The organism is Micromonospora sp. NPDC048169, assembly GCF_040652815.1.
Lineage (GTDB): Bacteria > Actinomycetota > Actinomycetes > Mycobacteriales > Micromonosporaceae > Micromonospora.
In genome coordinates, this window is record NZ_JBEZMS010000005.1 from 112197 (window position 1) to 135687 (window position 23491).

At 73.9% G+C, this 23491-nt stretch carries 21 protein-coding genes; 11 read left to right on the plus strand and 10 right to left on the minus strand.

Annotated features, from left to right (window positions below; translation table 11 throughout):
• The first annotated feature begins 25 nt into the window (after window positions 1–25).
• The 3 genes from araA (at window position 26) to AB0D28_RS06730 (ending at window position 5156) form a co-directional block, all read left to right on the plus strand.
• A complete protein-coding gene (gene araA / locus AB0D28_RS06720) occupies window positions 26–1528 on the plus strand; it encodes an L-arabinose isomerase (protein ID WP_357382990.1) in 1503 nt (500 codons plus the stop codon).
• A gap of 246 nt (window positions 1529–1774) precedes the next feature.
• Window positions 1775–3850 carry an RICIN domain-containing protein gene (locus AB0D28_RS06725; protein ID WP_357382992.1) on the plus strand — a complete coding sequence of 692 codons (2076 nt, stop codon included), beginning with the start codon at window positions 1775–1777 and terminating at the stop codon, window positions 3848–3850.
• Window positions 3851–4166: 316 nt separating this feature from the next.
• Window positions 4167–5156 (plus strand): LacI family DNA-binding transcriptional regulator, encoded by a 990-nt coding sequence (locus tag AB0D28_RS06730; protein WP_357382994.1) that lies wholly within the window; start codon window positions 4167–4169, stop codon window positions 5154–5156.
• Between the two features lie 44 nt (window positions 5157–5200).
• On the opposite strand, the gene AB0D28_RS06735 is transcribed toward AB0D28_RS06730, so the two are convergent.
• The 3 genes from AB0D28_RS06735 to AB0D28_RS06745 are packed head-to-tail and all read right to left on the minus strand — an operon-like array spanning window position 5201 to window position 7613.
• Complete coding sequence (locus tag AB0D28_RS06735) at window positions 5201–5797, minus strand: copper resistance protein CopC (protein WP_357382996.1); 597 nt, start codon at window positions 5795–5797, stop codon at window positions 5201–5203.
• 20 nt (window positions 5798–5817) lie between these two features.
• Complete coding sequence (locus AB0D28_RS06740) at window positions 5818–7050, minus strand: Dyp-type peroxidase (protein ID WP_357382998.1); 1233 nt, start codon at window positions 7048–7050, stop codon at window positions 5818–5820.
• Window positions 7047–7613 (minus strand): copper chaperone PCu(A)C, encoded by a 567-nt coding sequence (locus AB0D28_RS06745; protein ID WP_357383000.1) that lies wholly within the window; start codon window positions 7611–7613, stop codon window positions 7047–7049. The genes AB0D28_RS06740 and AB0D28_RS06745 overlap by 4 nt, the downstream gene beginning before the upstream one ends.
• Before the next feature lie 229 nt (window positions 7614–7842).
• Between AB0D28_RS06745 and AB0D28_RS06750 the strand changes: the two genes are divergently transcribed.
• On the plus strand, window positions 7843–8247 hold the full coding sequence (locus AB0D28_RS06750) for a transcriptional repressor (RefSeq protein WP_354864003.1): 405 nt from the start codon (window positions 7843–7845) through the stop codon (window positions 8245–8247).
• Window positions 8248–8369: 122 nt separating this feature from the next.
• Here AB0D28_RS06750 and AB0D28_RS06755 read toward each other — a convergent pair whose 3' ends face one another.
• The 5 genes from AB0D28_RS06755 to AB0D28_RS06775 form a co-directional block, all read right to left on the minus strand.
• Window positions 8370–13832, minus strand: coding sequence for a carboxyl transferase domain-containing protein (locus AB0D28_RS06755; protein WP_357383002.1), 5463 nt, complete (start codon window positions 13830–13832; stop codon window positions 8370–8372).
• A gap of 241 nt (window positions 13833–14073) precedes the next feature.
• Window positions 14074–14304, minus strand: coding sequence for a DUF2188 domain-containing protein (locus tag AB0D28_RS06760; protein ID WP_357383004.1), 231 nt, complete (start codon window positions 14302–14304; stop codon window positions 14074–14076).
• A 126-nt stretch (window positions 14305–14430) separates the two neighbouring features.
• Window positions 14431–15810 (minus strand): rhodanese-like domain-containing protein, encoded by a 1380-nt coding sequence (locus AB0D28_RS06765; RefSeq protein WP_357383006.1) that lies wholly within the window; start codon window positions 15808–15810, stop codon window positions 14431–14433.
• 35 nt (window positions 15811–15845) lie between these two features.
• Window positions 15846–16190 (minus strand): rhodanese-like domain-containing protein, encoded by a 345-nt coding sequence (locus AB0D28_RS06770; protein ID WP_357383224.1) that lies wholly within the window; start codon window positions 16188–16190, stop codon window positions 15846–15848.
• Between the two features lie 50 nt (window positions 16191–16240).
• Window positions 16241–16555 (minus strand): rhodanese-like domain-containing protein, encoded by a 315-nt coding sequence (locus AB0D28_RS06775; protein WP_357383008.1) that lies wholly within the window; start codon window positions 16553–16555, stop codon window positions 16241–16243.
• A 195-nt stretch (window positions 16556–16750) separates the two neighbouring features.
• Between AB0D28_RS06775 and AB0D28_RS06780 the strand changes: the two genes are divergently transcribed.
• The 3 genes from AB0D28_RS06780 to AB0D28_RS06790 are packed head-to-tail and all read left to right on the plus strand — an operon-like array spanning window position 16751 to window position 18018.
• Window positions 16751–17401 carry a methyltransferase domain-containing protein gene (locus tag AB0D28_RS06780; RefSeq protein ID WP_357383010.1) on the plus strand — a complete coding sequence of 217 codons (651 nt, stop codon included), beginning with the start codon at window positions 16751–16753 and terminating at the stop codon, window positions 17399–17401.
• Window positions 17402–17417: 16 nt separating this feature from the next.
• Complete coding sequence (locus AB0D28_RS06785) at window positions 17418–17750, plus strand: Fe-Mn family superoxide dismutase (RefSeq protein WP_357383226.1); 333 nt, start codon at window positions 17418–17420, stop codon at window positions 17748–17750.
• Window positions 17751–17754: 4 nt separating this feature from the next.
• Window positions 17755–18018 carry a superoxide dismutase gene (locus AB0D28_RS06790; protein WP_357383012.1) on the plus strand — a complete coding sequence of 88 codons (264 nt, stop codon included), beginning with the start codon at window positions 17755–17757 and terminating at the stop codon, window positions 18016–18018.
• Window positions 18019–18034: 16 nt separating this feature from the next.
• Here the strand turns inward: AB0D28_RS06790 and AB0D28_RS06795 are convergent, their stop codons facing one another.
• Both AB0D28_RS06795 and AB0D28_RS06800 read right to left on the minus strand, forming a co-directional pair.
• The gene (locus AB0D28_RS06795; RefSeq protein ID WP_357383014.1) at window positions 18035–19258 is read right to left on the minus strand and encodes an MFS transporter; all 1224 of its coding nucleotides are present in this window, start codon (window positions 19256–19258) and stop codon (window positions 18035–18037) included.
• Between the two features lie 56 nt (window positions 19259–19314).
• Window positions 19315–20889, minus strand: coding sequence for an FMN-binding glutamate synthase family protein (locus tag AB0D28_RS06800; RefSeq protein WP_357383016.1), 1575 nt, complete (start codon window positions 20887–20889; stop codon window positions 19315–19317).
• Between the two features lie 40 nt (window positions 20890–20929).
• On the opposite strand from AB0D28_RS06800, the gene AB0D28_RS06805 reads away from it, so the two are divergent.
• From AB0D28_RS06805 to AB0D28_RS06820, 4 genes are all read left to right on the plus strand, one after another.
• The gene (locus AB0D28_RS06805) at window positions 20930–21541 is read left to right on the plus strand and encodes an RNA polymerase sigma factor (protein ID WP_357383018.1); all 612 of its coding nucleotides are present in this window, start codon (window positions 20930–20932) and stop codon (window positions 21539–21541) included.
• A complete protein-coding gene (locus AB0D28_RS06810; RefSeq protein WP_357383020.1) occupies window positions 21534–22247 on the plus strand; it encodes a hypothetical protein in 714 nt (237 codons plus the stop codon). The genes AB0D28_RS06805 and AB0D28_RS06810 overlap by 8 nt, the downstream gene beginning before the upstream one ends.
• A 68-nt stretch (window positions 22248–22315) precedes the next feature.
• Entirely contained in the window at window positions 22316–22828 is a 513-nt protein-coding gene (locus AB0D28_RS06815) for a hypothetical protein (protein ID WP_357383022.1), read from the plus strand.
• A 37-nt stretch (window positions 22829–22865) separates the two neighbouring features.
• The gene (locus tag AB0D28_RS06820) at window positions 22866–23426 is read left to right on the plus strand and encodes a hypothetical protein (protein ID WP_357383024.1); all 561 of its coding nucleotides are present in this window, start codon (window positions 22866–22868) and stop codon (window positions 23424–23426) included.
• The last annotated feature ends 65 nt before the right edge of the window (window positions 23427–23491 follow it).

Here is a 23491-nt window from a genome sequence, read left to right on the forward strand (position 1 = left end):
GGTTCCTAGCGCGGAAGGCAACAACATGGCAACTCACCCCCAGCCCGAGGTCTGGTTCCTCACCGGCAGCCAGGGCCTCTACGGCGAGGACACCCTGCGGCAGGTCGCCGAGCAGTCCCGGCAGATCGCCGCGCGCCTGGACGAGTCGCCGGACATTCCCGTACGCGTGGTCTGGAAGCCGGTCCTCACCTCCAGCGCGGACATCCTGGCGGTGTGCCGGGACGCCGCCGTGCAGGGCGCGGTCGGGGTGATCGCCTGGATGCACACGTTCTCCCCGGCCAAGATGTGGATCTCCGGGCTGGACGCGCTGCGGACGCCGCTGCTGCACCTGCACACGCAGGCGAACGTGGCGCTGCCGTGGGACGAGATCGACATGGACTTCATGAACCTCAACCAGGCCGCGCACGGCGACCGGGAGTTCGGGTTCGTCCAGACCCGGCTCGGGGTGGCCCGCAAGACCGTCGCCGGCCACGTCACCGACCCCCGGGTCGTCGGCCGGGTCGCGGCCTGGGCCCGGGCCGCCGTCGGCTGGTCGGCGGTGCGGACGCTGCGGCTGGCGCGCTTCGGCGACAACATGCGCGACGTCGCGGTCACCGAGGGGGACAAGGTCGAGGCGGAGCTGCGCTTCGGCGTCTCGGTGAACACCTACGGCGTGAACGACCTCGTCGCGGCCGTCGACCAGGTGGCGGACGCGCAGGTGGACGACCTGGTCAAGGAGTACGACGACACCTTCCGGGTCGCCGCCGGGCTGCGGCCCGGCGGGGACCGGCACGACTCGCTGCGGTACGCGGCGCGGCAGGAGCTGGGCCTGCGCGCGTTCCTGGAGGCCGGCGGGTTCCGGGCGTTCACCACGAACTTCGAGGACCTCGGCGGGCTGCGCCAGCTCCCCGGGATCGCGGTGCAGCGCCTGATGGCCGACGGCTACGGCTTCGGCGGTGAGGGGGACTGGAAGACCTCCGTGCTCGTGCACACGCTCAAGGCGATGGCCGTCGGCGTGCCCGGCGGCACGTCGTTCATGGAGGACTACACCTACGATCTGACGTTCGGCCAGGAGCTGATCCTCGGCGCGCACATGCTGGAGGTGTGCCCGAGCATCGCCGCCGACGTGCCGAGCGCGGAGGTGCACCCGCTGAGCATCGGCGGGCGGGAGGACCCGGTACGCCTGGTCTTCGACGCGGCGTCCGGCCCGGCCGTCGTGCTGGGCATGGCGGACATGGGGGAGCGGTTCCGGCTGATCGCCAACGCGGTGGACGTGGTGCCGCCGCCGCAGCCGCTGCGCCGGCTGCCGGTGGCGCGCGCGGTCTGGCGCCCGCAGCCCGACCTGGCCGGCTCGGCGGAGGCGTGGATCACCGCCGGCGCCCCGCACCACACGGTGCTGTCCCAGGCCGTCGGCATGGAGGAACTGCGCGACCTGGCCAACATGGCCCGGACCGAGCTGGTGGTCATCGACGCCGAGACGCGCCCGCACCGCTTCGCCGACGAGCTGCGCTGGAATCAGGCGTACTACCGCCTCGCCCGGGGCTTCTGAGCCCTCGCCGGCCGGCCGTGCCGGCCCGCGGCGGTGCCCCGTGTTACGGCTTGACGAACGACATGTTATCGCTCACAGTCGATGGATAGGGTCACCGGCACCGCTCGCGGGCCGTTCCGGGCGCGATCTGCGCCGCAGTTGCCAGGGATCCGACTCCGCCTGGGTGGGCTTCGCTGTTAGCGATAACGCTGCCGTGGTCGGCGCGTGCCGCCGTGCCCGGGCTCCGGTCGACGAAGGAGGATCGTGGTGACGGCTCGACTGTCCCGTGGACGTGGACGCCTGTCCCGGCTGCTGGCCGGGGTGGTGGCGCTGCTGGTGGGGGGTGTGGTGGTGGGCGCCGTGCCCGCGCCGGTATCGGCGGCCACAGTGGACACCAGCGCGTACTACGTGCTGGTGAACCGCAACAGCGGCAAGGCGCTGGACCTGTACAACCAGGCGACGAACGACGGGGCGCGGATCACCCAGTGGACGCGCAACGACGGCGCCTGGCAGCAGTGGCAGTTCGTGGACTCCGGCGGTGGCTACTACCGGCTGCGCTCCCGGCACTCCGGCAAGGTGCTGGACGTGAGCGGCGCGTCCACCGCCAACGGCGCCGCGGTGGTCCAGTGGACCGACCACGGCGGCAACAACCAGCAGTTCCGGCTGGCCGACTCCGACAGCGGGTACGTCCGGCTGATCAACCGGAACTCGAACAAGGTGATGGAGGTGCAGAACGCCTCCACCGCCGACGGCGGCAACATCGTGCAGTACGACGACTGGAACGGCGCGAACCAGCAGTGGCAGCTCGTCCGCGTCGGCGACAGCCCCGGCAACCCGGGCAACCCGGGCGGCAACTTCACCAACCCGGCCGTCTGGCAGGACTTCGCCGACGTCGACATCATCCGGGTCGGCGACGTCTACTACATGTCCGCCTCGACCATGCACTACTCGCCGGGCGCGCCGGTGCTGCGCTCCTGGGACCTCGTGAACTGGGAGTTCGCCGGGCACTCGGTGCCGCGGCTGGAGTTCGGCACCAAGTACGACCTGAGCGGCAGCGAGCAGGCGTACGTGGACGGCATCTGGGCGTCGACGCTCAACTACCGGCCGAGCAACCGCACGTTCTACTGGGCCGGGTGCATCGACTTCGCGCAGACCCACATCTACACCGCCACCGCCGTGGACGGCGCGTGGAACCGGCTGACCACCATTCCCAACTGCTACTACGACGCCGGCATGCTGATCGACGACAACGACACCATGTACGTCGCGTACGGCAACGGCACGATCAGCGTGGCCCAGCTCTCCGCCGACGGACGCAGCCAGGTCCGGGCCCAGCAGGTCTACCAGACGCCGTCGAGCATCGGCACGCTGGAGGGCGCGCGCTTCTACAAGCGCAACGGCGCGTACTACATCTGGCTGACCCGGCCGGCCAACGGCCAGTACGTGCTGAAGTCCACGAACGGCCCGTTCGGCCCGTACGAGCAGCGGCAGGTGCTGCTGAACCTGCCCGGCCCGATCTCCGGCGGTGGCGTGCCGCACCAGGGCGGCCTGGTGCAGACGCAGACCGGCGCCTGGTACTACATGGCGTTCACCGACGCGTACCCCGGTGGCCGGATGCCGACGCTGGCGCCGATCACCTGGACCGCCGACGGCTGGCCGCAGGTGCAGACCGTCAACGGGGCCTGGGGCGCGAGCTACCCCAACCCGCTGCCGACCCGTCCGGTCAAGCCGCTCACCGGCACCGACACGTTCTCCGGCACCACGCTCGGCCCGCAGTACGAGTGGAACCACAACCCGGACAACAGCAGGTGGTCGGTGAACAACGGCCTGCGGCTGCAGACCGCCACCGTCACGAACGACCTGTACCGGGCCCGCAACACGCTCACCCACCGCATCCAGGGTCCGACCTCGACCGGCACGATCGAGCTGGACTACTCGACCATGCGCGACGGTGACCGGGCCGGCCTGGCGATGCTGCGGGACAGCTCGGCCTGGATCGGCGTACGGCGGGACAACGGCGCGACCCGGGTGGTGATGACGAACGGCCTGACCATGGGCTCGAACTGGAACACCACGAGCACCGGTACGGAGATCGCCAGTGCGGCGGTGTCCGGGGGGCGGATCTGGTTGCGGGCGAACGCCGACATCCGGCCGGGTTCGGGCCGGCAGGCGCGGTTCTCCTACAGCACCGACGGGGTGAACTTCGTACCGCTCGGCAACGCGCTGACGCTCAACAACGCGTGGCAGTTCTTCATGGGCTACCGGTTCGGCTTCTTCAACTACGCCACCCAATCGCTGGGCGGCGCGGTGACGGTGCGGCAGTTCTCGCTGACAACACCGTGACAACGGTCACCATTCACGAGCGTTGACACAACTGCAAGGCCCGGGGTGCGGCTGCGGCAATCGCCGGAAAAGCCGCACCCCGGGCCCAATTGCACCGCCTCCGAGCTGCCCGTTCGTGCCGCTGCGCAGCGGAAGGGAATGAGCCGTCGATCGATTCCGCGATAGCACCGCGCCACGCTGGGAACGGTCGATCGACGGTGCCGATACCGATGGGACCGCTGGCGTAGACTGTCGCCACCCGGGCCGGTCCGGTCGAGATCGACCGGGTGTGGCCGCGGGCAGTGGCGAAAGTGAGGTGGCCGTGCGCGGTCCTGCGATGACGGACGTGGCCCGCCTCGCCGGGGTTTCGCACCAGACGGTCTCCCGGGTTCTCAACGGGCATCCCAACGTGCGTGAGCAGACCCGGCTCCGGGTGCAGGCCGCCATCACCGAACTCGGCTACCGGCCCAACCGCGCGGCCCGCGCGCTGGTGACCGGCCGGTCCCAGGTGATCGGTGTGGTCGCGCAGAACACCACGCTCTACGGTCCGGCGTCGCTGCTCGCCGCGTTGGAGCAAACCGCCGCCGAGGCCGGTTTCGCGGTGAGCATCGGCAGCGTCCGCGACCTCGACCACCGCTCCATCTCGGCGGCAGTGGAACGGCACCTGGCGCATAGGGTCGCCGGCATCGTGGTGATCGCGCCGGTCGAGTCCGCCGGTGAGGCGCTGGAACGGTTGCCCCAGGACGTGCCGCTGGTGACAGTCGACGGCGACCCGCGACGGCCGATCCCACTGGTGACTGTCGACCAGGTCGCCGGTGCCCGGGCCGCCACCGAGCACCTGCTGGCCGCCGGGCACCGCACGGTGTGGCACGTGTCCGGCCCGTCGGACTGGTTCGACAGCGCCGGCCGGATCGAGGGCTGGCGCGAGGCGTTGCGGCAGGCCGGCGCCGAGATCCCGCCGCTGGTCCATGCCGACTGGTCGGCGGCGGCTGGCTACCGGTGCGGGCAGATGCTGGCCCGGATGCCCGAGGTCACCGCCGTCTTCACCGCCAACGACCACCTGGCGCTCGGTGTGCTGCGGGCGCTGCACGAGCACGGCCGCCGCGTCCCCGACGACATCAGCGTGGTGGGGTTCGACGACGTGCCCGAGGCGGCGTACTTCATCCCGCCGCTGACCACGGTACGCCCGGACTTCGACGCGGTGGCAGCGGCGAGCCTGGACCTGCTCCTGGCCCAGATCGAGTCGCAGAGCGCCGGGCCGCTGCGGCAGACGATCGCCCCGACGCTGGTGCCGCGCCGCAGCGTCGGCCCGCCGCCCGCCCGCTGAGCCGCGGCTTGCCCCTCCGTGGCCGGCCCCCGACGGTCCGATCGTCAGTGGTCCGTGCGACGAGCGCGCGCCCGGCGCACGACCAGCAGCACGATCCCGGTGACCACGAGCAGACCGGCGACCGCCCCGCCGGCCAGCAGCGCGACCGGCGGGCCGTCGTCGCCGGACCGCGTACCGGAGGCGTCCGGCTCGCCCGCGCCGGCCGAGGTGTCCGCGCCGGTCGACGCGGAAGCCGCCGCTGACGCGGGAGCCGACGGCTCGGGCGCGGCCGGGTCGGCCACTGTGAAGCGGTACGAGCCCTGGACCGGGTGGCCGTCGCGGGAGACCACCCGGTAGGCGACGGTGTAGGTGCCGTTCACCAGCGGCTCGTCGATCGTCACCGTGCCGGTGACGCCGTCCACCGCCGGTGCGCCGGTGGGCACCGCGCGCCGGCCGGCGTCGCTGAGGGTGATGGTGGTGAAGGCCGGGTTCAGCCGCTGCATGAACCGCAGCGTGACCTGCGTCGGCGCGCTGGTGAGCCGGGCGTCGCGCGCCGGGGTAGCCTCCTGCAACGAGTTGTGCGCCGCCGCGGGCGTGGCCGGGACCAGCAGCAGCGCGGTGAGGGTCGCGGCGAGCAGCGCGGTGACGGATCGGGTACGCATGACGGGCCTTCCTGTGGTGGTCAGCCGAGCAGCTGCCGGCCGACCCAGCCGCCCTCGGGGCAGCCGGGCGGTACGGCGAACACGGCGGAGCCGATCGGGGTGGTCCACTCGTTGAGCAGGTCACGCTCGGCGAGGCGGCGCTGGATCGGCAGGAACTGCCGGGCGATGTCGGCCTGGTACGCGGCGAAGACGAGCCCACTGTCAGCGTTCCCCTCGGGGGTCGGCACGCCGTCGTAGTTGTAGGGCCGGCGCAGGATCTTCTGCCGGTCGTCGGTGACACGGGCCCGGGTCAGGTGCGAGAAGTCGGGGATCACGGTGAGCCCGTCCGGGCCGAGCGCGGCGAAGTCCGGCTCGTCGTGTTCGGCCCGCCCGGTCAGCGGCGCGCCGGTGTCGAGGCGCCGTCCGACGGCGAGTTCCCGGTCGGCGCGGCCCAGCAGGTCCCAGGTCTCCAGGTTCATGCTGATCCGCCGCACCACCAGCGTGGTCGAGTCCCGCAGCCAGTCCGGCCCGTCGGTCACCCACACCGCCGTGTCGGCGGGCGTGCCGGGCTTCGGGTTGGCGGTGCCGTCGAGCTGCCCGAACAGGTTGCGCTGGGTACGCCCCGGCTCGGCCCCGGCGGCCCGCCGGAAGCCCTGCTGCACCCAGCGGACGACGGCGAACGGCCGGCTGTCCTTGACCAGGACCCGCTGCGCGTGGGCGACGGTGAGCGGATCGTCGGCGCAGATCTGCAGCAGCAGGTCCCCGCCGGACCAGCGGGGTTGCAGCCGGTCGATGCCGAACGCGGGCAGCTCGGCCACCGAGGCGGGCCGCCGGTCGTCGAGCCCGGCGGCGGCGTACAGCCCGGGGCCGAAGCCGAACGTGACGGTCAGCCGGGCCGGCAGCACGCTCAGCTCCGGCTCGGTGTCGGCCAGCGCGGGGCGGCCCTGGGTGAGCCGGGCGGCGTCGTCGGAGAGCAGCCGCAGCATCCGGCCGAGCGCCGCCCGGTCGGTGCCGGGCCGCAGCGTGAACGCGACGAACGCCGCGTGCGCCTGCGCGTCGGTGGTGACCCCGGACTGCCGGGCGCCGTGGAACGGCTCGACCGCGTCGCCCACCCGGGCCACCGGGACGGCGTCGTCGGGGCGTACCCCGGGAGCGCGGGCACGGACGGCGGCGAGGGCGCCGGCGCCGGCCAGCGCGCCCCCGGCGGCCGCCGCGCCGCCGGTGAGCAGGCCACGCCGGCTCACCCGGCGGGGGGGCGCGCCGGTGCCGGTCATGACGCCGGGCTCGCGCCGTGCCCGGGCGCGTAGCTCTCCTGGGCGCCGGTGAACGGCTTCGCCACGGCGGTGAACGTCTGGGTCCGGCCGTCGGCGAAGGTGAGCGTGACGTCGAGCTGGTCGCCGGCGCGCACCGGCCGGGTGAGGTCCATCAGCATGAGGTGGTCGCCGCCGGGTTCCAGGGCGACCTGGGAGCGGGCGGCGACCACGACGCCGCCCGGCTTCTGCCGCATCGCCATCTTCCCGTCGGTCATGGCCATCTCGTGGATCTCGGCCCGGGACACGTCGGTGCTCACCCCGGTGATCGTGACGTCGGTGTCGCCGTCGTTGACGATCGTGGCGAACGCGGCGGTCATGCCCTTGTCGGCGGCCTTCACCCACGGGTCGCGGACGGTGAGCACACCCGCCGCGGCGCTCGCCGACGCCGGGGCCGGCGCCGAGGTGGCCGGTGAGGCGGCGGACGTGGTGCCCGAGGAGCCGCAGGCGGTGATCGACGCGGCCAGCACGGCGGCGCCGATCAGGGCCGCCGGGCGCAGGAACCGGCGGCGGGTGGTGCTGGACATGACGTCGTCCCCTCGAAGATCCGGTGTTCGTACCGTTTGTCGGCGCGGTGCCACGGAAAGTTCCGGCCGGGGCCGTCGGGCACGTCACACCCGGCCGGTGGGCCGTCCGCCGAGCCGGGTTCGGCGGTGCGCCCGGAAGGCATAATGGTTCCGGGTGTCACGTGGCGCGCCGGGTGCGGCCGCGGCCGGCCGAGGGTGCCGGGCGGGCGCCCGGACGAGGGAGGCGACGGTGACCCAGGCGACGACCGGGGCGACCCGCAACACCCGTCAGCGTGCCGAGGTGCTGGCGCTGCTGCGGGAGTTGGACGGCTTCCACAGCGCGCAGCAACTGCACCAGATGCTCGTCCAGCGGCAGGCGAAGGTCGGCCTCACCACCGTCTACCGGACGCTGCAGATGCTCGTCGACAACGGCGAGATCGACTCGGCCCGGCTGCCCGGCGGCGAGCATCTCTACCGGCGGTGCAGCCAGAGCCGCCATCACCACCATCTGGTCTGCCGCCGCTGCGGCCGGGCCGTGGAGGTGGCCGGCCCGGCCGTGGAGCGGTGGGCCGACCAGGTCGCCGCGCGGCACGGGTTCACCGACGTCGGGCACACCCTGGAGATCTTCGGCACCTGCGACCGCTGCGCCGCCTGACCCGCGCGGCGAGCTGACGAACACGGTTCCCGTTACCGGATTGCCGGACCTGTCGCACATCGCCTCAAGCGGAACGGCGGGCGGCCCCATGGGTCCGCCCGCCGTCCCGCTGTGCGACGGGGTCAGCTCAGCCGTGCCTCGATCGCCTCGATGACGCGGGGACGCAGCTCGGCTGCGCGGACCACCGCGTCGACCGACCCGACCTCGACGGCCCGCTGGATGCTGTGCACCCGGTCGAACTCGGCGGCCACCTCGCCCAGCTTCTCCGCCCGCACCGATGCGCGCAGCTCGTCCAGCTCGGCCGTGAGCGTCGCTCTCTCGGTGCCGGCCGCGGCGGCGACCCGGGCCTCCAGGTCGCGTACCCGCGCGTCGGCAGCGGTGCGGGCGGCGACCTCGCCGGCGAACACCACGGCGGCGGCCGGCGCGCCGCCCAGCACGGAGGCGAACGACCCCTCGATCGCCAGCACCGTCATGTCCGGGTTGAGCGCCTTGGAGAAGACCACGAACGCGCCGCCGTGATAGCGCGAGATCACGCAGAACACGATCGGGCCGCGGAAGTTCACGATCGCCCGGCCGATCTCCGCGCCGTACTCCAGTTGCAGCTTGCGCATCGACTCGGGCGAGCCGTCGAAGCCGGACAGGTTGGCCAGCACGACCAGCGGCCGGTTGCCGCTGGCCGCGTTGATCGCCCGCGCGGCCTTCTTCGACGAGCGCGGGAACAGCGTGCCCGCGGTGTAGGTGTCCGGGCCGTCGGTGGGCGGGAAGCCGTGCCGGGGCACCGAGCGGGACTCGATGCCGAGCAGGCACACCGGGATGCCGCCGAGGTGCACGTCCTGCACCACAGCGGTCTCCGCGTCGGCCATCCCGGCCCACCGCTCCAGCACCGGGTGGTCCTGGTCGGCGAGGGCCCGCATCACGGTACGGATGTCGAACGGCTTCTTGCGGTCCGGGTTCGCCGTGGCGGAGAAGATCTCACCGACGGTGGCGAAGTCGCTGCCGGCCACCGCGTGCGGGTAGCCGCAGATGTCCCGGTCCACCGGGTCCATGGTGACGGCCCGGCGCGGTGCGGCCTCGCCCGGCGCGACGTACGTGTGGTCGTAGTGCGCCATCAGCACGTCCCGCGCGGCCGGCAGGTCCGGCGCCCAGTACTGCGCCTGCCCGTTCGGGCCCATCACCCGGTCGTAGCCGCCGATGCCGAAGTTGTCCTCGGCGGAGACACCGCCGGAGAAGTCGAGCGACTGCTTGCCGGTGAGCACCATCGCCGAGTCGGGCGTCATGACCAGCACGCCCTTGGTGTGCATGAGCATCGTCGCCTCGGCGTTCCAGTACGGCTGGGCGCCGACGTTGATGCCCGCCACCACGATGTTGATCTCACCGCCGTCCTGGGTGAACTCGACGATGCGCTTGAGCGCCGCGGCCACCCAGTCCATGTTCTCCGTGCCGGAGGACATCGAGATCCGGGCGCCGGCGGACAGCGCGTACCACTCCAGCGGCACGCCCATCCGCTGCGCCAGGTCCAGCGCGGCGATCACCCGCCGGCACTCCGGCTCGGAGAGCGCGCCGAGCGACTTGGTCGGGTCGCCGAGCAGCACCACCCGGGTCACCCCCTGCGGATGCCGCGGCGTGGGCGTGGTGACCACGCCGGCCACGATCGCCGCGGTGTTGCGGCCCTTCGGCCGGTCCACCGGCACCAGTTCGTTCTCCGCGTCCAGGTCGTGCTCGACGAAGTCGCCCAGCAGGCCGGTCAGCTCGTACGGGTAGACGGTGTTGCGCCCGGCCGCGCGCAGCACCTTCAGCCGGTACTCGTCCAGCGGCTCGACCGGCTCGGCCGGCGGCTCGCCCACGGTCAGCCGCGCGTGCCCGGTCACGTCGAAGGTGATCCGCACGCCGACCTTGGTGAGCTCCCCGGTACGGCGGTCGCGCTGCCGGGCGATGAACAGGATCTCCTCCAGTTCGGCGCCCACGGTGGTCGGGCGTACCCGCCCGGCGATCAGTTCCATCTCCTCGCGGGTCAGCTCGCTGGGCGGCCACACGTAGATGACGATCCGGTTGGTCGGGAACCGCGACTTCGACGGCCGCCGCGACTGCGCCCGGCGGATCGAGTCGAGGCAGGCCGCCACCGCGTCCTCGGTGGTCGGCAGCGCCACCAGGCGGCCGTCCTGTTCCCGCAGCTCGGTCAGGTCACGCACCTGCGCGAACGCCACCAGCCGCTGGTCGGCCGGGTTCTGCCGGGCGACCGCCTGGAACAGGTAGACCTCCTCGTCCAGCGACGGCAGCCGGGTCAGGTCGAACTCGCGCAGCCGCTCCAGCTGCATCCGCTGCGCGATGTACGGGTGCAGGCCGCGGATCAGCCGTTCCTCGGCCATCCCGCCGCCCTCGGCCGGACGGAACGTGACGTGGTGGTGCATCACCGCGCCGGCCCGACCGGCCACAGTGGTGGTGAGCCGGCGCACCTGCTGCGGCAGCGGGTGCGCGTTCACCACCTCCAGCAGCGCGGCGGCGGTGGCGCCCAGGTCCTCGGGCTGGTTCTCCCAGGACAGGTAGACGTCCGCGTCGACCGCCTCGCACTCCCGGGCCACCTCGGCCAGGCCGCGCAGCGCGTCGCCGAGCGCGTCGAAGCGTACGGCGGCCGAGACCACGCTCGACCCGGTGCGCCCGGCCACCACGAACGTGCAGCCCTCGGCGGTGCGCGTAGTGACCTCGGTGAGCGCCTTGTTGCCGTAGTAACGGCGGGTCAGCACCTCCAGCATTGTCGCGTTGTCCGGGGCGTTGCGGACCAGACGCTGGCCGAGCAGCCGGACCAGCGGCTCGGTGCTGCGCACCATCTCGGCCATCCGCTCGGCGCGGTCCGGCGCGTCCGGCTGCGCGTCGAGGTGCCGCAGGTGGGAGCGGACCCGGGCGTAGACGCGGGCCCGGTTGCGACGCAGCAGCGGCTGGGCGAACCAGGCGAACACCACGCCCCGGGCCAGGTCGGCGACCACCGGGAAGCGGACCTGGGTGGCCGCGACGAGGCGTTCCAGCGTGAGGCCGGCCGGCTCGCGCAGCGCCTCGTCCGGCGGCGGCTCGCGCAGCCAGGAGCGCAGTAGCGCGGCGATCACCGTGGCGTCGGCGGCGGCCCGCTGCTGCGCCAGGAAGATCCGGAAGACCGCGGCCTCCAGCTCGGGGGAGCGGTCCAGCTCGGTGACGCCGTAGTGGGCGAGCGCCTTGGCCAGGCGGGCCCGGAACGGTTCCGGGCAACCGGCCCGCTCGACGTCGAGGCTCTGCAGGTAGGTGTGGAAGTACTCGCGGGCGCTGGGCGCGTGCCCGCCCGGCGCGTCGTCGCCGGGCCGGTTGCGGCTCAGCTCGGCCAGATCGGCGAAGACGTTGACCAGGTCCAGTTCCTCGGCCAGCGGCCGGTGCCCGGCCTCGGTGGCCGCGCGCCGCGCGTCCAGGTAGTCGTCGAGCACCCGGCGCTCGTCGTGCGGGTCCACGTCGTAGCCGAGCATCAGCGCGCACAGGTCCTCCCGGCCGCGTGCGGCCCGGGACCGCGCCGGCACGTCCGCGGGCGCGACCGGCAGGTCCAGCTCCACCGCCGGCCCGGCCGGGCCGGCGGCGGCCTCGGCGCCCTCCTCGGCGACCGGCTCCAGGCGCAGCAGTGGCGCACCGGCCTCCACCTGGGTGCCCACCGCCACCGAGGACTCCTTGAGGCGGGCCCGGAACGGCGCCCGCAGCACCGTCTCCATCTTCATCGCCTCCAGCACCAGCACCGGCGCCCCGGCCTCGACCTCCGCGCCGACCGCGAGCGGGGTGGCGACCACGAGCGCCGGCATGGGGGAGCGCAGCACGCCGCCCTCGTCGCGGCTGATCCGGTGCGTCACGCCGTCCACCTCGACCAGGTGGACCGGGCCGTGGGTGTCGGTGAGCAGGCGGAACCGGGCGCCGTTGACGGCGACCTGGCCGGTGTGCCGGTCGAAGCGGTCCAGCTCGACGTCGGCGGTGCGGACGTCGCCGCCGACCTCGACGCCGACCCGGAACCGGTGCGCGCCGACCCGGGCCACCCGCATCCGGTAGGTCACGCCGCGCAGCTTCAGGTCCAGCGGCCGGCCGCTGCGGTGCTGCACCTGGGGGCGTCCACCGGCCGCCGTGGACAGCAGCCGCTGCCGCTCGGCGGTCTCGTCCTCCTCGTACGCCTCGATCGCGGCGGCGGCCAGCGCGACGGCGGAGTGCCGGTGCGCGACCAGGCGGCCCTCGCCGCGTACCCGGTCGATCCAGCCGGTGTCCGCGCTGGCGTCGATCACCTCGGGCTGGTCGAGCAGGTCGAGCACGAAGCTCTTGTTCGTCGCGCCGCCGGCGATGACCACAGTGGTGTTCGCCATGGCCCGGCGCAGGCGGCCCAGCGCCTCGTCGCGGTCCCGGCCGTACGCGATGATCTTCGCGATCATCGAGTCGAAGTCGGCCGGGATGGTGTCGCCCTCGCTGACCCCGGTGTCGACCCGGATGCCCGGGCCGGCGGGCAGGTCCAGCCGGGTGATCCGGCCGGGGGAGGGCGCGAAGTCGCGGTCCGGGTCCTCGGCGTTGAGCCGCGCCTCGATCGCGTGCCCGCGCTCGGCCGGCGGCCCGCCGGTGAGCCGTCCGCCGCCGGCCACGTGCAACTGCGCCTTGACCAGGTCGAACCCGGTGGTCGACTCGGTGATCGGGTGCTCGACCTGAAGGCGCGTGTTCACCTCCAGGAACGCGAACAGCCGGTCGCCCGGGTGGTAGAGGAACTCCACAGTGGCCGCGCCGCGATACCCGACGGCGACCGCCAGCCGCTCCGCGGACGCCTTCAGCTCCGCGGTCTGCTCCGGGCTCAGCACCGGCGACGCCGACTCCTCGATCACCTTCTGGTTGCGCCGCTGCACCGAGCAGTCCCGTACGCCGAGCGCCCACGCGGTGCCCTGGCCGTCGGCGATCACCTGGACCTCGACGTGCCGGGCGCCGGTGACCAGGCGCTCCAGGAACACCACGCCGCTGCCGAACGCCCGCGCCGCCTCCTGGCTGGTGCGCTCGTAGGCGTCGGCCAGTTCGGCGTCGCTGCGGATCACCCGGATGCCGCGCCCGCCACCACCGGCCGTCGCCTTGAGCATCAGCGGGTAGCCGATCGAGGCCGCCGCGCGCAGCGCGTCCTCCAGGCTCTCCACCGCGCCGCGGCTCCACGGCGCGACCGGCACGCCCACCTCCTCGGCGATCAGCTTCGCGCCGATCTTGTCGCCGAGCTTGCGCATGGCGTCCGGGCTCGGCCCGACGAACGTCACGCCGACCTTCTGGCACAGCTCGGCGAACGCCGGGTCCTCGGCCACGAAACCCCAGCCCACCCACGCGGCGTCCGCGCCGGTGTCGACCAGCGCGCGCTCCAGGACCTTCAGATCGAGGTACGGGCGGGCCGACGCGGGGCCGAGGTCGTAGGCGATGTCCGCCTCGCGGACGAAGGTGGCGGTACGGTCGACGTCGGTGTACAACGCGACGGTCTCGATCCGGCTGCCGGTCTCCGCGGCCAGTTCCCGGACCGCGTGGATGAGCCGCATCGCGGCCTCACCACGGTTGACGATGGCGACACGGCTGAACACGTGACCGTCCCCTTCGGTAGACCCACGGTGGTGCGCCGGGCGGCGGCGGTGCCCCCGGCTTGCCTCACCCTTCCGCCTGTGCGCGGGCCGCGCCATGTCGTAACCGCCGAAGCCTGAGCGGGGGCCGTTGTGGGAACCCAACAAAAGTTTTTAGCCAGGCGCTCACTACCGGCGGGTATGCGACAACGGCGCCGGACCCGAGCGGGTCCGGCGCCGTCTTGCGACGTGCGGTGTTGGCGGCTCAGCCCGGGATGTCCCGGGGGTCGCGCTCGCGGGGGTACGTGTTCTTCTCGCCGATCGTGCCGTCCTGCTTCTTGATCACGTGCTCGGTGCCGCGTTCGACGGCCATCTCCCGGCCCGCCGCCTCGGCCTCCGCCTTGGTGTCGTGGCGGCTGGTCGCGCGCTCGTTGCCCTCCGGGCGGTTCTTCCACTGCCCGTCCTGCTGGTAGGTGTCGATGTCGCCCTTCGCCATGCCGTCAGCTCCCTCGTTCGTGTGCCTGATGACAAATGTCTGCCCATGCGCGGGGAGTGCTAATCCTGGTGGCACTATCCGGCGGTCCGGGCCGGGCGTGTGAGCGCCCGGCCCGGACCGCCCGGGTCAGGCGGCGGCGTGCAGTCCCTGCCAGGCGCCGTACCCGCCGAGCAGGTCGGACACGTCGGAGTGACCGGCGTCGCGCAGCAGGCTGGCGGCGACCGACGAGCGGTACCCGCCGGCGCAGTGCACCACGACGGGCCGGCCGGCCGGCACCTCGTCGAGGCGGCGGGTCAGCTCGGCCAGCGGGATGTGCAGCGAGCCGTCCACGGCACCCTGCTCCCGCTCACCCGCGTTGCGCACGTCCAGCACCACCGGGGCGTCCGGACGATCGAGGGCCGCGCGCAGTTCGGTGGCGGTGAGCCGGCTGGCCCGGGTCATCTCGGTGACCATCTCCAGGAACGCGCTCTCGGGCTCGCGCAGGTAGCCGATGACCCGGTCGAAGCCGATCCGGGCGAGGCGGACGACGATCTCCTCCTCCCGGTCCTGCGGGGCCACCACGAGCACCGGCCGGTCGGGTGCGACGACACTGCCGGCGGTCTCGGCGAACCGGCCGTCGGCCGGGACGTTGAGCGCGCCGCGCAGGTGCCCGGTCGCGTACTCCTGCGGGTCACGGGCGTCGACCACGACGGCGCCGTCGGCCCGGGCGGCCAGGAACTCGGCCGGGGTGAGCGGGCGGGCCGGCCGGGCGTGGTCGAACAGCTCACGCGCCTTGCGGTTGAGCACCGCGTCGAAGGCGAAGTAGCCGGGCGCGGCCGGCTGCCCGCCGGTGACCAGGGCGAGGAAGCGCTCCTCGCTCATCGGCGCGCAGGCGTAGTTGGTGCGGCGCTGCTCGCCGATGGTGGACTGCCGTTCGGTGGACAGGTTCTTGCCGCAGGCCGAGCCGGCGCCGTGGGCGGGGAAGACGCGCACCTCGTCGGGCAGGCCCATCAGCTTGCGCTGCACGCTGTCGTAGAGCATCCGGCCGAGTTCCTCGGCGGTCACGCCGAACGAGGCGAGCAGGTCCGGGCGGCCCACGTCGCCGATGAACAGCGCGTCGCCGGTCAGCACGCCGTACGGGGCCGGGTCGTCGGCGCGCTCGTAGACCAGGATGCTGATCGACTCCGGCGTGTGACCCGGGGTCTCCATGATCTCCAGGGTCACGTCGCCGAGGCTGATCCGTTCGCCGTCGGTGAGCTTGCGGCTCGGGTACTCGGTCTCGGCCCGGTGCCCGTAGCCGATCCACGCCCCGGTCGCGGCGGCCACCTCGAGGTGGCCGGCGAGGAAGTCGGCGTGGAAGTGGGTGTTGACGACGCCCTCGATCGTCAGGCCGTGCGCCCGGGCGTCGGTGAGGTACTCGTCGATGTCCCGGCGCGGGTCGACGAGCAGGGCCCGGCCGGTGCGCTCGTCGGCGATCAGGTACGAGGCCTGGGACAGGCAGTCGAGGTAGTACTGGGTGAACAACATCGGCGTGCTCCTTCTCCTGGTGATGAGGCGTCTGCTCAGGCCACGTGGCCCGGCCGGCCGCCCTTGGCTCGTACCGCCAGCCCGGCGCTCGCCCACGCCCGCATGCCGCCGGTCAGGTCGTGCACCTCGTGGCCCGCCGCGGCGAGCATCCTGGCCGCCCGCCGCGATCGCGCGCCGGACCGGCAGACGGTCACCACGGGCCGGTTCGCCGGCACCTCGGACAGCCGGTCCGCGAGCTGCCCGAGCGGGATGTGCCGGGCGCCCGGCGCGTGCCCGGCCCGCCACTCGGCGGGCTCGCGCACGTCGAGCAGCAGCGCGCCCGAGCCGGACAGCGCCGCGGCCTCGGCCGGGGAGACCCGGGCGACGCGGGGGCCGAACAGGCGGCGCAGGAAGCCGGTACGCGGACCGGCCGCCGTCTCCGGGCGGCTGGTCACGGCCGGCTGCCGGCTGTCACCGGGCGGCCCGAGCGCACCCAGGCCGAGGTGCCGCCGCTCACCGACAGGGCGGCGACGCCGGCGCGTTCGAGCAGCTCCGCGCCGACCCGGCTGCGCCCGCCGGCCTCGCAGATCACGTAGACGCTGCCGGTGCGGGGCACCTGCGACATCTGGGTGGCCAGGTGACCGAGCGGCACACAACGGGCGCCGGGGACGTGACCGCCGAGGTATTCGGTGGTCTCCCGGACGTCGATGACCGTCGCCCCGTCCGCGTGGGCGGTGGCGAACGTGGTCAGGTCGACCTCGCGCATGGGTGTTCTCCTTCCGGACCTTATACCCCCGGGGGTATCTGCTCCCGACGGTAGCGCGGCGTCCGGCCGGCTGCCACCCCCCGGTCGTCCGGTGTCCGCGTTTGCCGGAACGGCAAGGTTGCTTGCTGTCCGGCCGGCGGCGGCGCACGATTCGCGGAGGCCGGCCGGGAGACGCCCGGCGGCGAGGAGGCGGACATGACGGGGCACCACCACCACGAGCGCCCGGCGGACACCGACGCGGCCCGGTTCTGGGACGAGCGGTACGGCCAGCAGGACCGGATCTGGAGCGGCCGGGTGAACCCGGTCCTGGCCGAGGTGGCCGGCACGCTGCCCCCGGGCACCGTGCTCGACCTCGGCAGCGGTGAGGGCGGCGACGCGGTGTGGCTGGCGTCGCGGGGCTGGCGTGTCACCGCCGTGGACATCTCGTCGGTCGCGCTGGAGCGCCTCGCCGTGGAGGCCGAGCGGGCCGGGGTGGCGGAGCGGATCACCACCGTGCGGCACGACCTCACCCAGGGCTTCCTGCCCGGCCGGTACGACCTGGTGTCCGCGCAGTTCTTCCAGTCGCCGCTGGTCCTGCCCCGGGAGAAGGTGCTGCCCCCGGCGGCCGAGGCGGTCGCGCCCGGCGGCCGGCTGCTCGTCGTCGAGCACGGCGCGCCGCCGCCGTGGGCCGGGCCCGACACCGGCCACCACCGGTTCGCCGACCCGGAGGAGATCCTGGCCGCCGTGGCCCTCGACCCGGACGGCTGGGACGTCGAGCGGCTGGGCGCGGCGCGCCGTACCGCCACCGGCCCGGACGGCCAGACCGGCGAGCTGATCGACCACGTGGTGCTGGTGCGCCGCCGCTGACCGCCCGGACGGCGACCTGGCCGCGGCGATCGACGAGCACTTCGGCTCGTTCGACGCGTTCGCCGGCCAGCTGTCGGCGGCCACGAAGAGCGTGCAGGGCTCCGGCTGGGGCGTGCTCGCCTGGGAGCCGCTGGGGCAGCGACTGATCGTCGAGCAGGTCTACGACCACCACGGCAATGTCGGCCAGGGCGCCACGCCGCTGCTGGTCTTCGACGCCTGGGAGCACGCCTACTACCTGCAGTACCGCAACGTGCGTCCGGACTACGTGGACCGGCTGTGGAACCTGGTGAACTGGTCGGACGTGATCGCACGCTTCGACGCCGCCCGCGCCGCGACGCCGAAGATCTGATCCGGTGAGCGGGTTCACCCCCGAGGCGGCGGAACTGGTGCAGCGCGCCGCCGGGGTGATCGCGGCCAAGCACCGGGGTGACCTCGCCGGTGCCGAGGATCTGCTCGCCGCGTTCCCCGGCGAGCAGGCCCGGACCCTCGGGTTCTACCTGCTCGCCGACCTGGCTCTCGGCCTGGTGCGGGCGAGCAGCGGGCAGAGCATGGATGACCTCGTTCGGGAGCTGTCCCTGATCGGGGCCACCGCCGGCCGGCCGCCCGCCCCGAGCTGATCCCGGTGCCCGTGGGTCACCCGCCCACGGGCACCGGTCCGGCTCGGGCCTGCGGCCGGGTCAGCAGCAGCACCAGCAGCCCGGCCGCGCACAGGGCGGTGGCGAGGGCGTACGCCCACCGGTAGCCGACCTGCGCGGAGAGCCCGAGCAGCGGCCCGGCGAGCATCGCGCCGATCGGGAACGTGTTTGTGAACAGCGTGGTGGCCCGGCCCGGCTCGCCCGGCAGCAGATCCTGCACGTAGGCGATGCCGACGCCGGACACCGCGGCGATGAACAGCGCGTTCACCGGCTGCGCGAACAACAGGACCGGCACGCTCGGCGCCAGCGCGGCGGTCGCGTAGTAGGCGACCCCGCAGGCGGCGCCGACCAGGACCAGTAGCCGCAGCCGGACCCGCGCGGTCAGCGCGCCGAGCCCGAGGATCAGCGGGATCTCCAGCGCCGCGCACAGGCCCAGCACCAGCCCGGCGCGGGAGGGGTCGTCGTTCAGTTCGGTGTCGATGAACAGCGGCATCGCCTGCACGCCGACCGTCAGCGGGCACTGGAGCAGGACGAACGCGAGCGCCGTCAGCGCCAGCCGCAGGCGGGAGGGGCCGGGCGGGCCGGGTGCCGCGCCGGCCGGATCGCCGGCGACCGGCCGCGCCGGCAGCGGCAGCTCCTCCAGCCGGAACGCGGCCACCAGCGCGGCCAGCGCGTACATGGCGGCGGCCATGCCGTAGACCAGGCGGAAGCCGCCGACGTCGAGCAGCACCGCGGCCAGCGCCGGCCCGGCCACCCAGGCCAGCGAGAACACGGTACGCATGAGGCTGACGCCGAACGCGGCCCGCGCGGGATCGTCCCTGTCGAACAGTGCCCGGGTGTACGCGAACGACTGCGGGAACAGCGAGTTCGCCAGCGCCGTGGCGGTGGCCGTGAGCCCCAGCAGGATCCAGTAGTCGCGGACGTACGCGGTCAGGCCCGCGCCCACCACACCGGCCAGCGCGGCGCCGACGAGCAGCGCACGCCGGATCGGCAGGCGGTCCGACAATCGGCCGACCAGCGCGGAGGCCACCACCCCGGACAGCGGCGCGACGACCAGGAACACTGTCACCCGTACCGGACCGGCGTGGACCTCCCGGTCGAGGAACAGCGACAGGAACGGCAGCACCACCGCGGTGGAGAGGCCGACGGTCAGGAACACCACACCCAGCGGGAGCAGCCGGAAGCGCCCGGCGCGTACCGCCGGCCTCGTGTCCACAGCCATGCGGCGGACTGTACGCCGCGGCGGTGCGGCAGCCGACCGGGTTTCCGCGGCCGGCGTCAGCCGACGGCGGTGGGGGAGGGCGGCGCGCTGCCGCCCTGCGGCGCCTCGGCCGTCATCAGCCGGACGATCTCCGCCCGGTCGGCTGCCGACGGCATCCCCCACTCCGGCCGGTAGCCGAACGCCCGGTCCAGCGGGATCGACGAGGTCCGGCCGTCGAGGATCTCCACCGAGTCGGTACCGATCAGCCCGGGATGCTCGACGCCGCACGCCTCGGCCACCTTCACCAGGTCGCGGCGCAGCGTCCGAATGTAGTTCGCGGCCCGCACCGCCTTGCGGGCCGGGTCCAGACCCCGGGCCAGCCAGGCGTTCTGCGTGGCGACGCCGGTCGGGCAGGTGTCGGTGTGGCACTTCTGCGCCTGGATGCAGCCGATCGCCAGCATCGCCTCCCGCCCGACGTTGACCATGTCCGCGCCGAGCGCGAACGCCACCACCGCGTTGTCCGGCAGACCGAGCTTGCCCGCGCCGACGAACACCACCTTCTCGTGCAGGTCGCGTTCGGCGAACGTCCGGTAGACCCGGGAGAAGCCCTGCTGGAACGGCAGCGAGACCGAGTCGCTGAAGATCAGCGGCGCGGCGCCGGTGCCGCCCTCGCCGCCGTCGACGGTCACGAAGTCCACGCCGCGCCCGGTGTCGCGCATCAGCGTGGTCAGCTCCTCCCAGAACCCCAGGTCACCGACGGCGGACTTGATGCCGACCGGCAGCCCGGTCTCGGCGGCGAGCAGCTCCACCCAGTCCAGCAGGCTGTCGCAGTCGGAGAACTCGGCGTGCCGGGACGGGCTGACGCAGTCCCGGCCGGCCGGGACGCCCCGGGTGGCGGCGATCTCGGCGGACACCTTCGCCGCCGGCAGCAGCCCGCCGAGGCTGGGCTTGGCACCCTGGCTGAGCTTGACCTCCAGCGCGCGTACCGGCGCCGACGCCACCAGGTCCTTGAGCCGTTCCAGGCTGAACCGGCCCCGCTCGTCGCGGCAGCCGAAGTACGCGGTGCCGAGCTGGAAGACCAGCTCACCGCCGTTGCGGTGGTACGGCGACAACCCGCCCTCGCCGGTGTTGTGCAGGCAGCCGGCCAGCGCGGCGCCCCGGTTCAGCGCCTCCACCGCGTTGCCGGACAGCGAACCGAAGCTCATCCCGGAGATGTTCACCACCGACTCCGGCCGGAACGCGCGCGCCCGGCCGCGTGCCGCGCCGAGCACCTTGGCGCAGGGCAGCGTCACGTCGTGCCCGGCGGTCGGCGTCGACGGCGGGACCGCCCGGCCGAACGTCCGGTGCTTGATGATCGGATAGCCGGAGGTGTGCTCGATGTCGTTGTCGGTGCCGAACCCGAAGTAGTTGTTCTCCTGCTTGGCCGAGGCGTACACCCAGCGCCGCTGGTCGCGGGTGAACGGCCGTTCCTCGTCGTTGCCGGCCACGATGTACTGCCGCAGCTCCGGGCCGATCGACTCGATCAGGTACCGGGCCCGGCCCAGCACGGGGAAGTTGCGGCGCAGCGCGTGGTCGCGTTGCAGCAGGTCCCGCGCCGCCAGCGCGGCGACGGCGGCGACGGCTGCGGGTACGGCTCTTCTCGCCCAGCTCATCCCGCCACTCTTTCCGGCCCGGCACCCGGTCAAACGCCTGATGGAACCCGGCCGCCCCGGGCGGTGTCATGGATACGGACCGACGGCGGAGGCTGCCCTGGACGACGACGAGCTCGTCACCCGCGTACGCGCCGGCGACCGGGAGGCGTACGACGCCCTGGTCGCCCGGCACACCGCGTCCGCGTACCGGACGGCGGTGCTGCTCGGCGCCGGGCCGGACGCCGAGGACGTGGTCCAGGAGGCGTTCGTGAAGGCGTACCGGAAACTGTCCCGCTACCGGGGCGAGGCGTCGTTCCGGTCCTGGCTGCTCGCGATCGTCGCCAACGAGAGCCGGAACCTGCACCGGACGCGTATCCGCCGCGACGGGCTGACGCTGCGCGCGACGGCGGATCCGGTCGCGGCCGGCGCCACCGTGCCCGACGGGCTCGACGCCGTGCTGGCAGCCGAGCGCCGGACGGCGCTGGTGGGGGCGCTGCGGCGGCTGCCCGTCCGGGACCGCGAGGTGATCGTCTGTCGATACCTGCTCGACCTCGGCGAGGAGGAGACAGCGACAGTGCTGGGGGTGCCCCGGGGCACCGCGAAGTCCCGGACCCACCGGGCGCTGGCGAAGCTGCGGGCCCTGCTGGACCGGGAGGTGGCGCACCGTGGATGACCTGGAACGGGAGCTGCGGGAGCTGACCGGATGGCTGGAGCCGGCCCGGACGCCGGATCTCACCGCCGGGGTCCGCGCCCGGCTCGACGCGCCCGCGCCCCGCCGCCGGTGGCGGTACGCGCTGGCCGCCGCGCTCGCCGTGCTGCTCGTGGCGGCGCTGCCGCCGGGGCGGGCCGCGCTCGCCGACGCGGTGACCGGGCTGCTGCGGTTCTCCGGGGTCGTCATCGACACCGCCCCCGCGCCGCCGCCGACGGGCACGCCCTCGCCGCTGCCCGCGCAGCACCAGGTCGCCCTCGCCGAGGCACAACGGCAGGTCCGGTTCCCGATCCTGGTTCCGGCCCGCCTCGGCGCACCGGAACGCGTGCTGGTGGCCGATCCGGACGGCGCCGGCGCCCACCGGGTCGTCAGCCTGCTCTACCGGGGCGGCACGGTACGCCTGGACGCGTTCGACGGTTCGCTCGACATCGTGTTCCACAAGCGTTCCCTCGGGGCGGACGTGACGCTCACCCAGGTCGGCGGCGAGTTCGCGATCTGGGTCGGTGGCCCGCACGCGCTGGCGTACGTGGACCGGTCGGGGACGGAACGGGTGGCCACCGCGCGGTCGGCCGCCGCCACGCTGATCTGGGAGCGGGCCGGGGTGAGCTACCGGCTGGAGGGGGACCTGACCCGCGAGCAGGCGCTGGACGTCGCGTCCTCCCTGGAGTGAGCGCGGCGGGAACCTCGGGGCGCCCGGCGGTGTCGTGAGGACGAGAGTCGTCGACGGGGGAGGCCCTGATGTCCGTTCCGAGAAGAGTCCTGCTGGTGCCGGTCCTGCTGTTGGCCGGTTGCGCCGGCCCGGCACCGGTCCCGGCCACCGAGTCAGCCGCCGCCACCGAGCCAGCCGAGCCGGCGGCCTGCGCCGAGCGGCTGGAGACCGGCCGGCTGCCGGACTGGGCGGACGCCGGGTTCACCGGCGACACCCGGGTGCGGCACGTCTTCGGCGCCCGGGGCGGCATCGTGGCGATCCTGTTCGCGTACCCGCTGGTGCACGCGCGCGGCGACGGCGCCAACAACAAGATCCTCTGGGTGGCCCGCCCGGAGCCCGGCCGGTCCGAACCGGCGCCGCGCACCCCCCTGGTGATCACCGCGACGCGGGACGGTACCGGCACCCCTGTCGTCCGGGAGGTGGAGGGCGGGCCCGGCCCGTCCATCGTCGACCTGCCGGCCGCCGGATGCTGGCGGCTGCGGCTGGACTGGTCCGGCCGCACCGACACGATGGACCTGGTCTACCGGCCGGCGTCCGGCTGACCGGCATGGCCGCTGCCGGTCCGGGTAACGCTGCGTCATGGCGAAGTACACCGAGCCGGAACTGCGCGAACGCCTCAAGGCCGAGATCCGCGCCTCCGACAAGGGCGGCCGGCCGGGGCAGTGGTCGGCCCGCAAGTCGCAGCTGCTGACGAACGAGTACAAGAAGGCGGGCGGGGGATTCGAGGGCCCGAAGGACGCACGGCAGCGCTCGCTGCGACGCTGGGGCGGCGAGCAGTGGCAGACCCGCAGCGGTGACACGCGTGCCCGCAACGGTGGCGAGACCCGCCGTTACCTGCCCAAACAGGCGTGGGAGGAGCTGTCGGAGGCGGACCGGCGGGCCACCGACACCCGCAAGCGCCGCGCGTCGCGCTCGGGCCGGCAGTACGTGCCGAACACCGCCCCGGCGAAGCGGGCCCGCCGGGACGCCACCGCCGCCGAGCGGATCACCGAGTTGCCGGTGACCGAGGCGGTCAAGCTCATGGGCGACCTCGACACCCGGCAGCTCGGTGCGGCGCTGCGCCGCGAACGCGGCGGCAAGGCCCGCAAGACGCTCATCGGGCGGCTGGAGTCGGAACTGGGCCGCCGCCGGGCGGCGTGAGCGGGCACCGGGCCGGACACCGGCGGCGGGACCGGTCACCGGACCGGCCCCGCCGTGGTGCGCCG

Coding starts and splice junctions, on each gene's coding strand:
- AB0D28_RS06730 (WP_357382994.1), top strand. CDS start 4,167: ATGACGGACGTGGCCCGCCTCGCCGGGGTTTCGCACCAGACGGTCTCC.
- AB0D28_RS06815 (WP_357383022.1), top strand. CDS start 22,316: ATGTCCGTTCCGAGAAGAGTCCTGCTGGTGCCGGTCCTGCTGTTGGCC.
- AB0D28_RS06760 (WP_357383004.1), bottom strand. CDS start 14,304: ATGGCGAAGGGCGACATCGACACCTACCAGCAGGACGGGCAGTGGAAG.
- AB0D28_RS06805 (WP_357383018.1), top strand. CDS start 20,930: ATGGAACCCGGCCGCCCCGGGCGGTGTCATGGATACGGACCGACGGCG.
- AB0D28_RS06775 (WP_357383008.1), bottom strand. CDS start 16,555: ATGCGCGAGGTCGACCTGACCACGTTCGCCACCGCCCACGCGGACGGG.
- AB0D28_RS06745 (WP_357383000.1), bottom strand. CDS start 7,613: ATGTCCAGCACCACCCGCCGCCGGTTCCTGCGCCCGGCGGCCCTGATC.
- AB0D28_RS06765 (WP_357383006.1), bottom strand. CDS start 15,810: ATGTTGTTCACCCAGTACTACCTCGACTGCCTGTCCCAGGCCTCGTAC.
- araA (WP_357382990.1), top strand. CDS start 26: ATGGCAACTCACCCCCAGCCCGAGGTCTGGTTCCTCACCGGCAGCCAG.
- AB0D28_RS06800 (WP_357383016.1), bottom strand. CDS start 20,889: ATGAGCTGGGCGAGAAGAGCCGTACCCGCAGCCGTCGCCGCCGTCGCC.
- AB0D28_RS06780 (WP_357383010.1), top strand. CDS start 16,751: ATGACGGGGCACCACCACCACGAGCGCCCGGCGGACACCGACGCGGCC.
- AB0D28_RS06740 (WP_357382998.1), bottom strand. CDS start 7,050: ATGACCGGCACCGGCGCGCCCCCCCGCCGGGTGAGCCGGCGTGGCCTG.
- AB0D28_RS06820 (WP_357383024.1), top strand. CDS start 22,866: ATGGCGAAGTACACCGAGCCGGAACTGCGCGAACGCCTCAAGGCCGAG.
- AB0D28_RS06735 (WP_357382996.1), bottom strand. CDS start 5,797: ATGCGTACCCGATCCGTCACCGCGCTGCTCGCCGCGACCCTCACCGCG.
- AB0D28_RS06795 (WP_357383014.1), bottom strand. CDS start 19,258: ATGGCTGTGGACACGAGGCCGGCGGTACGCGCCGGGCGCTTCCGGCTG.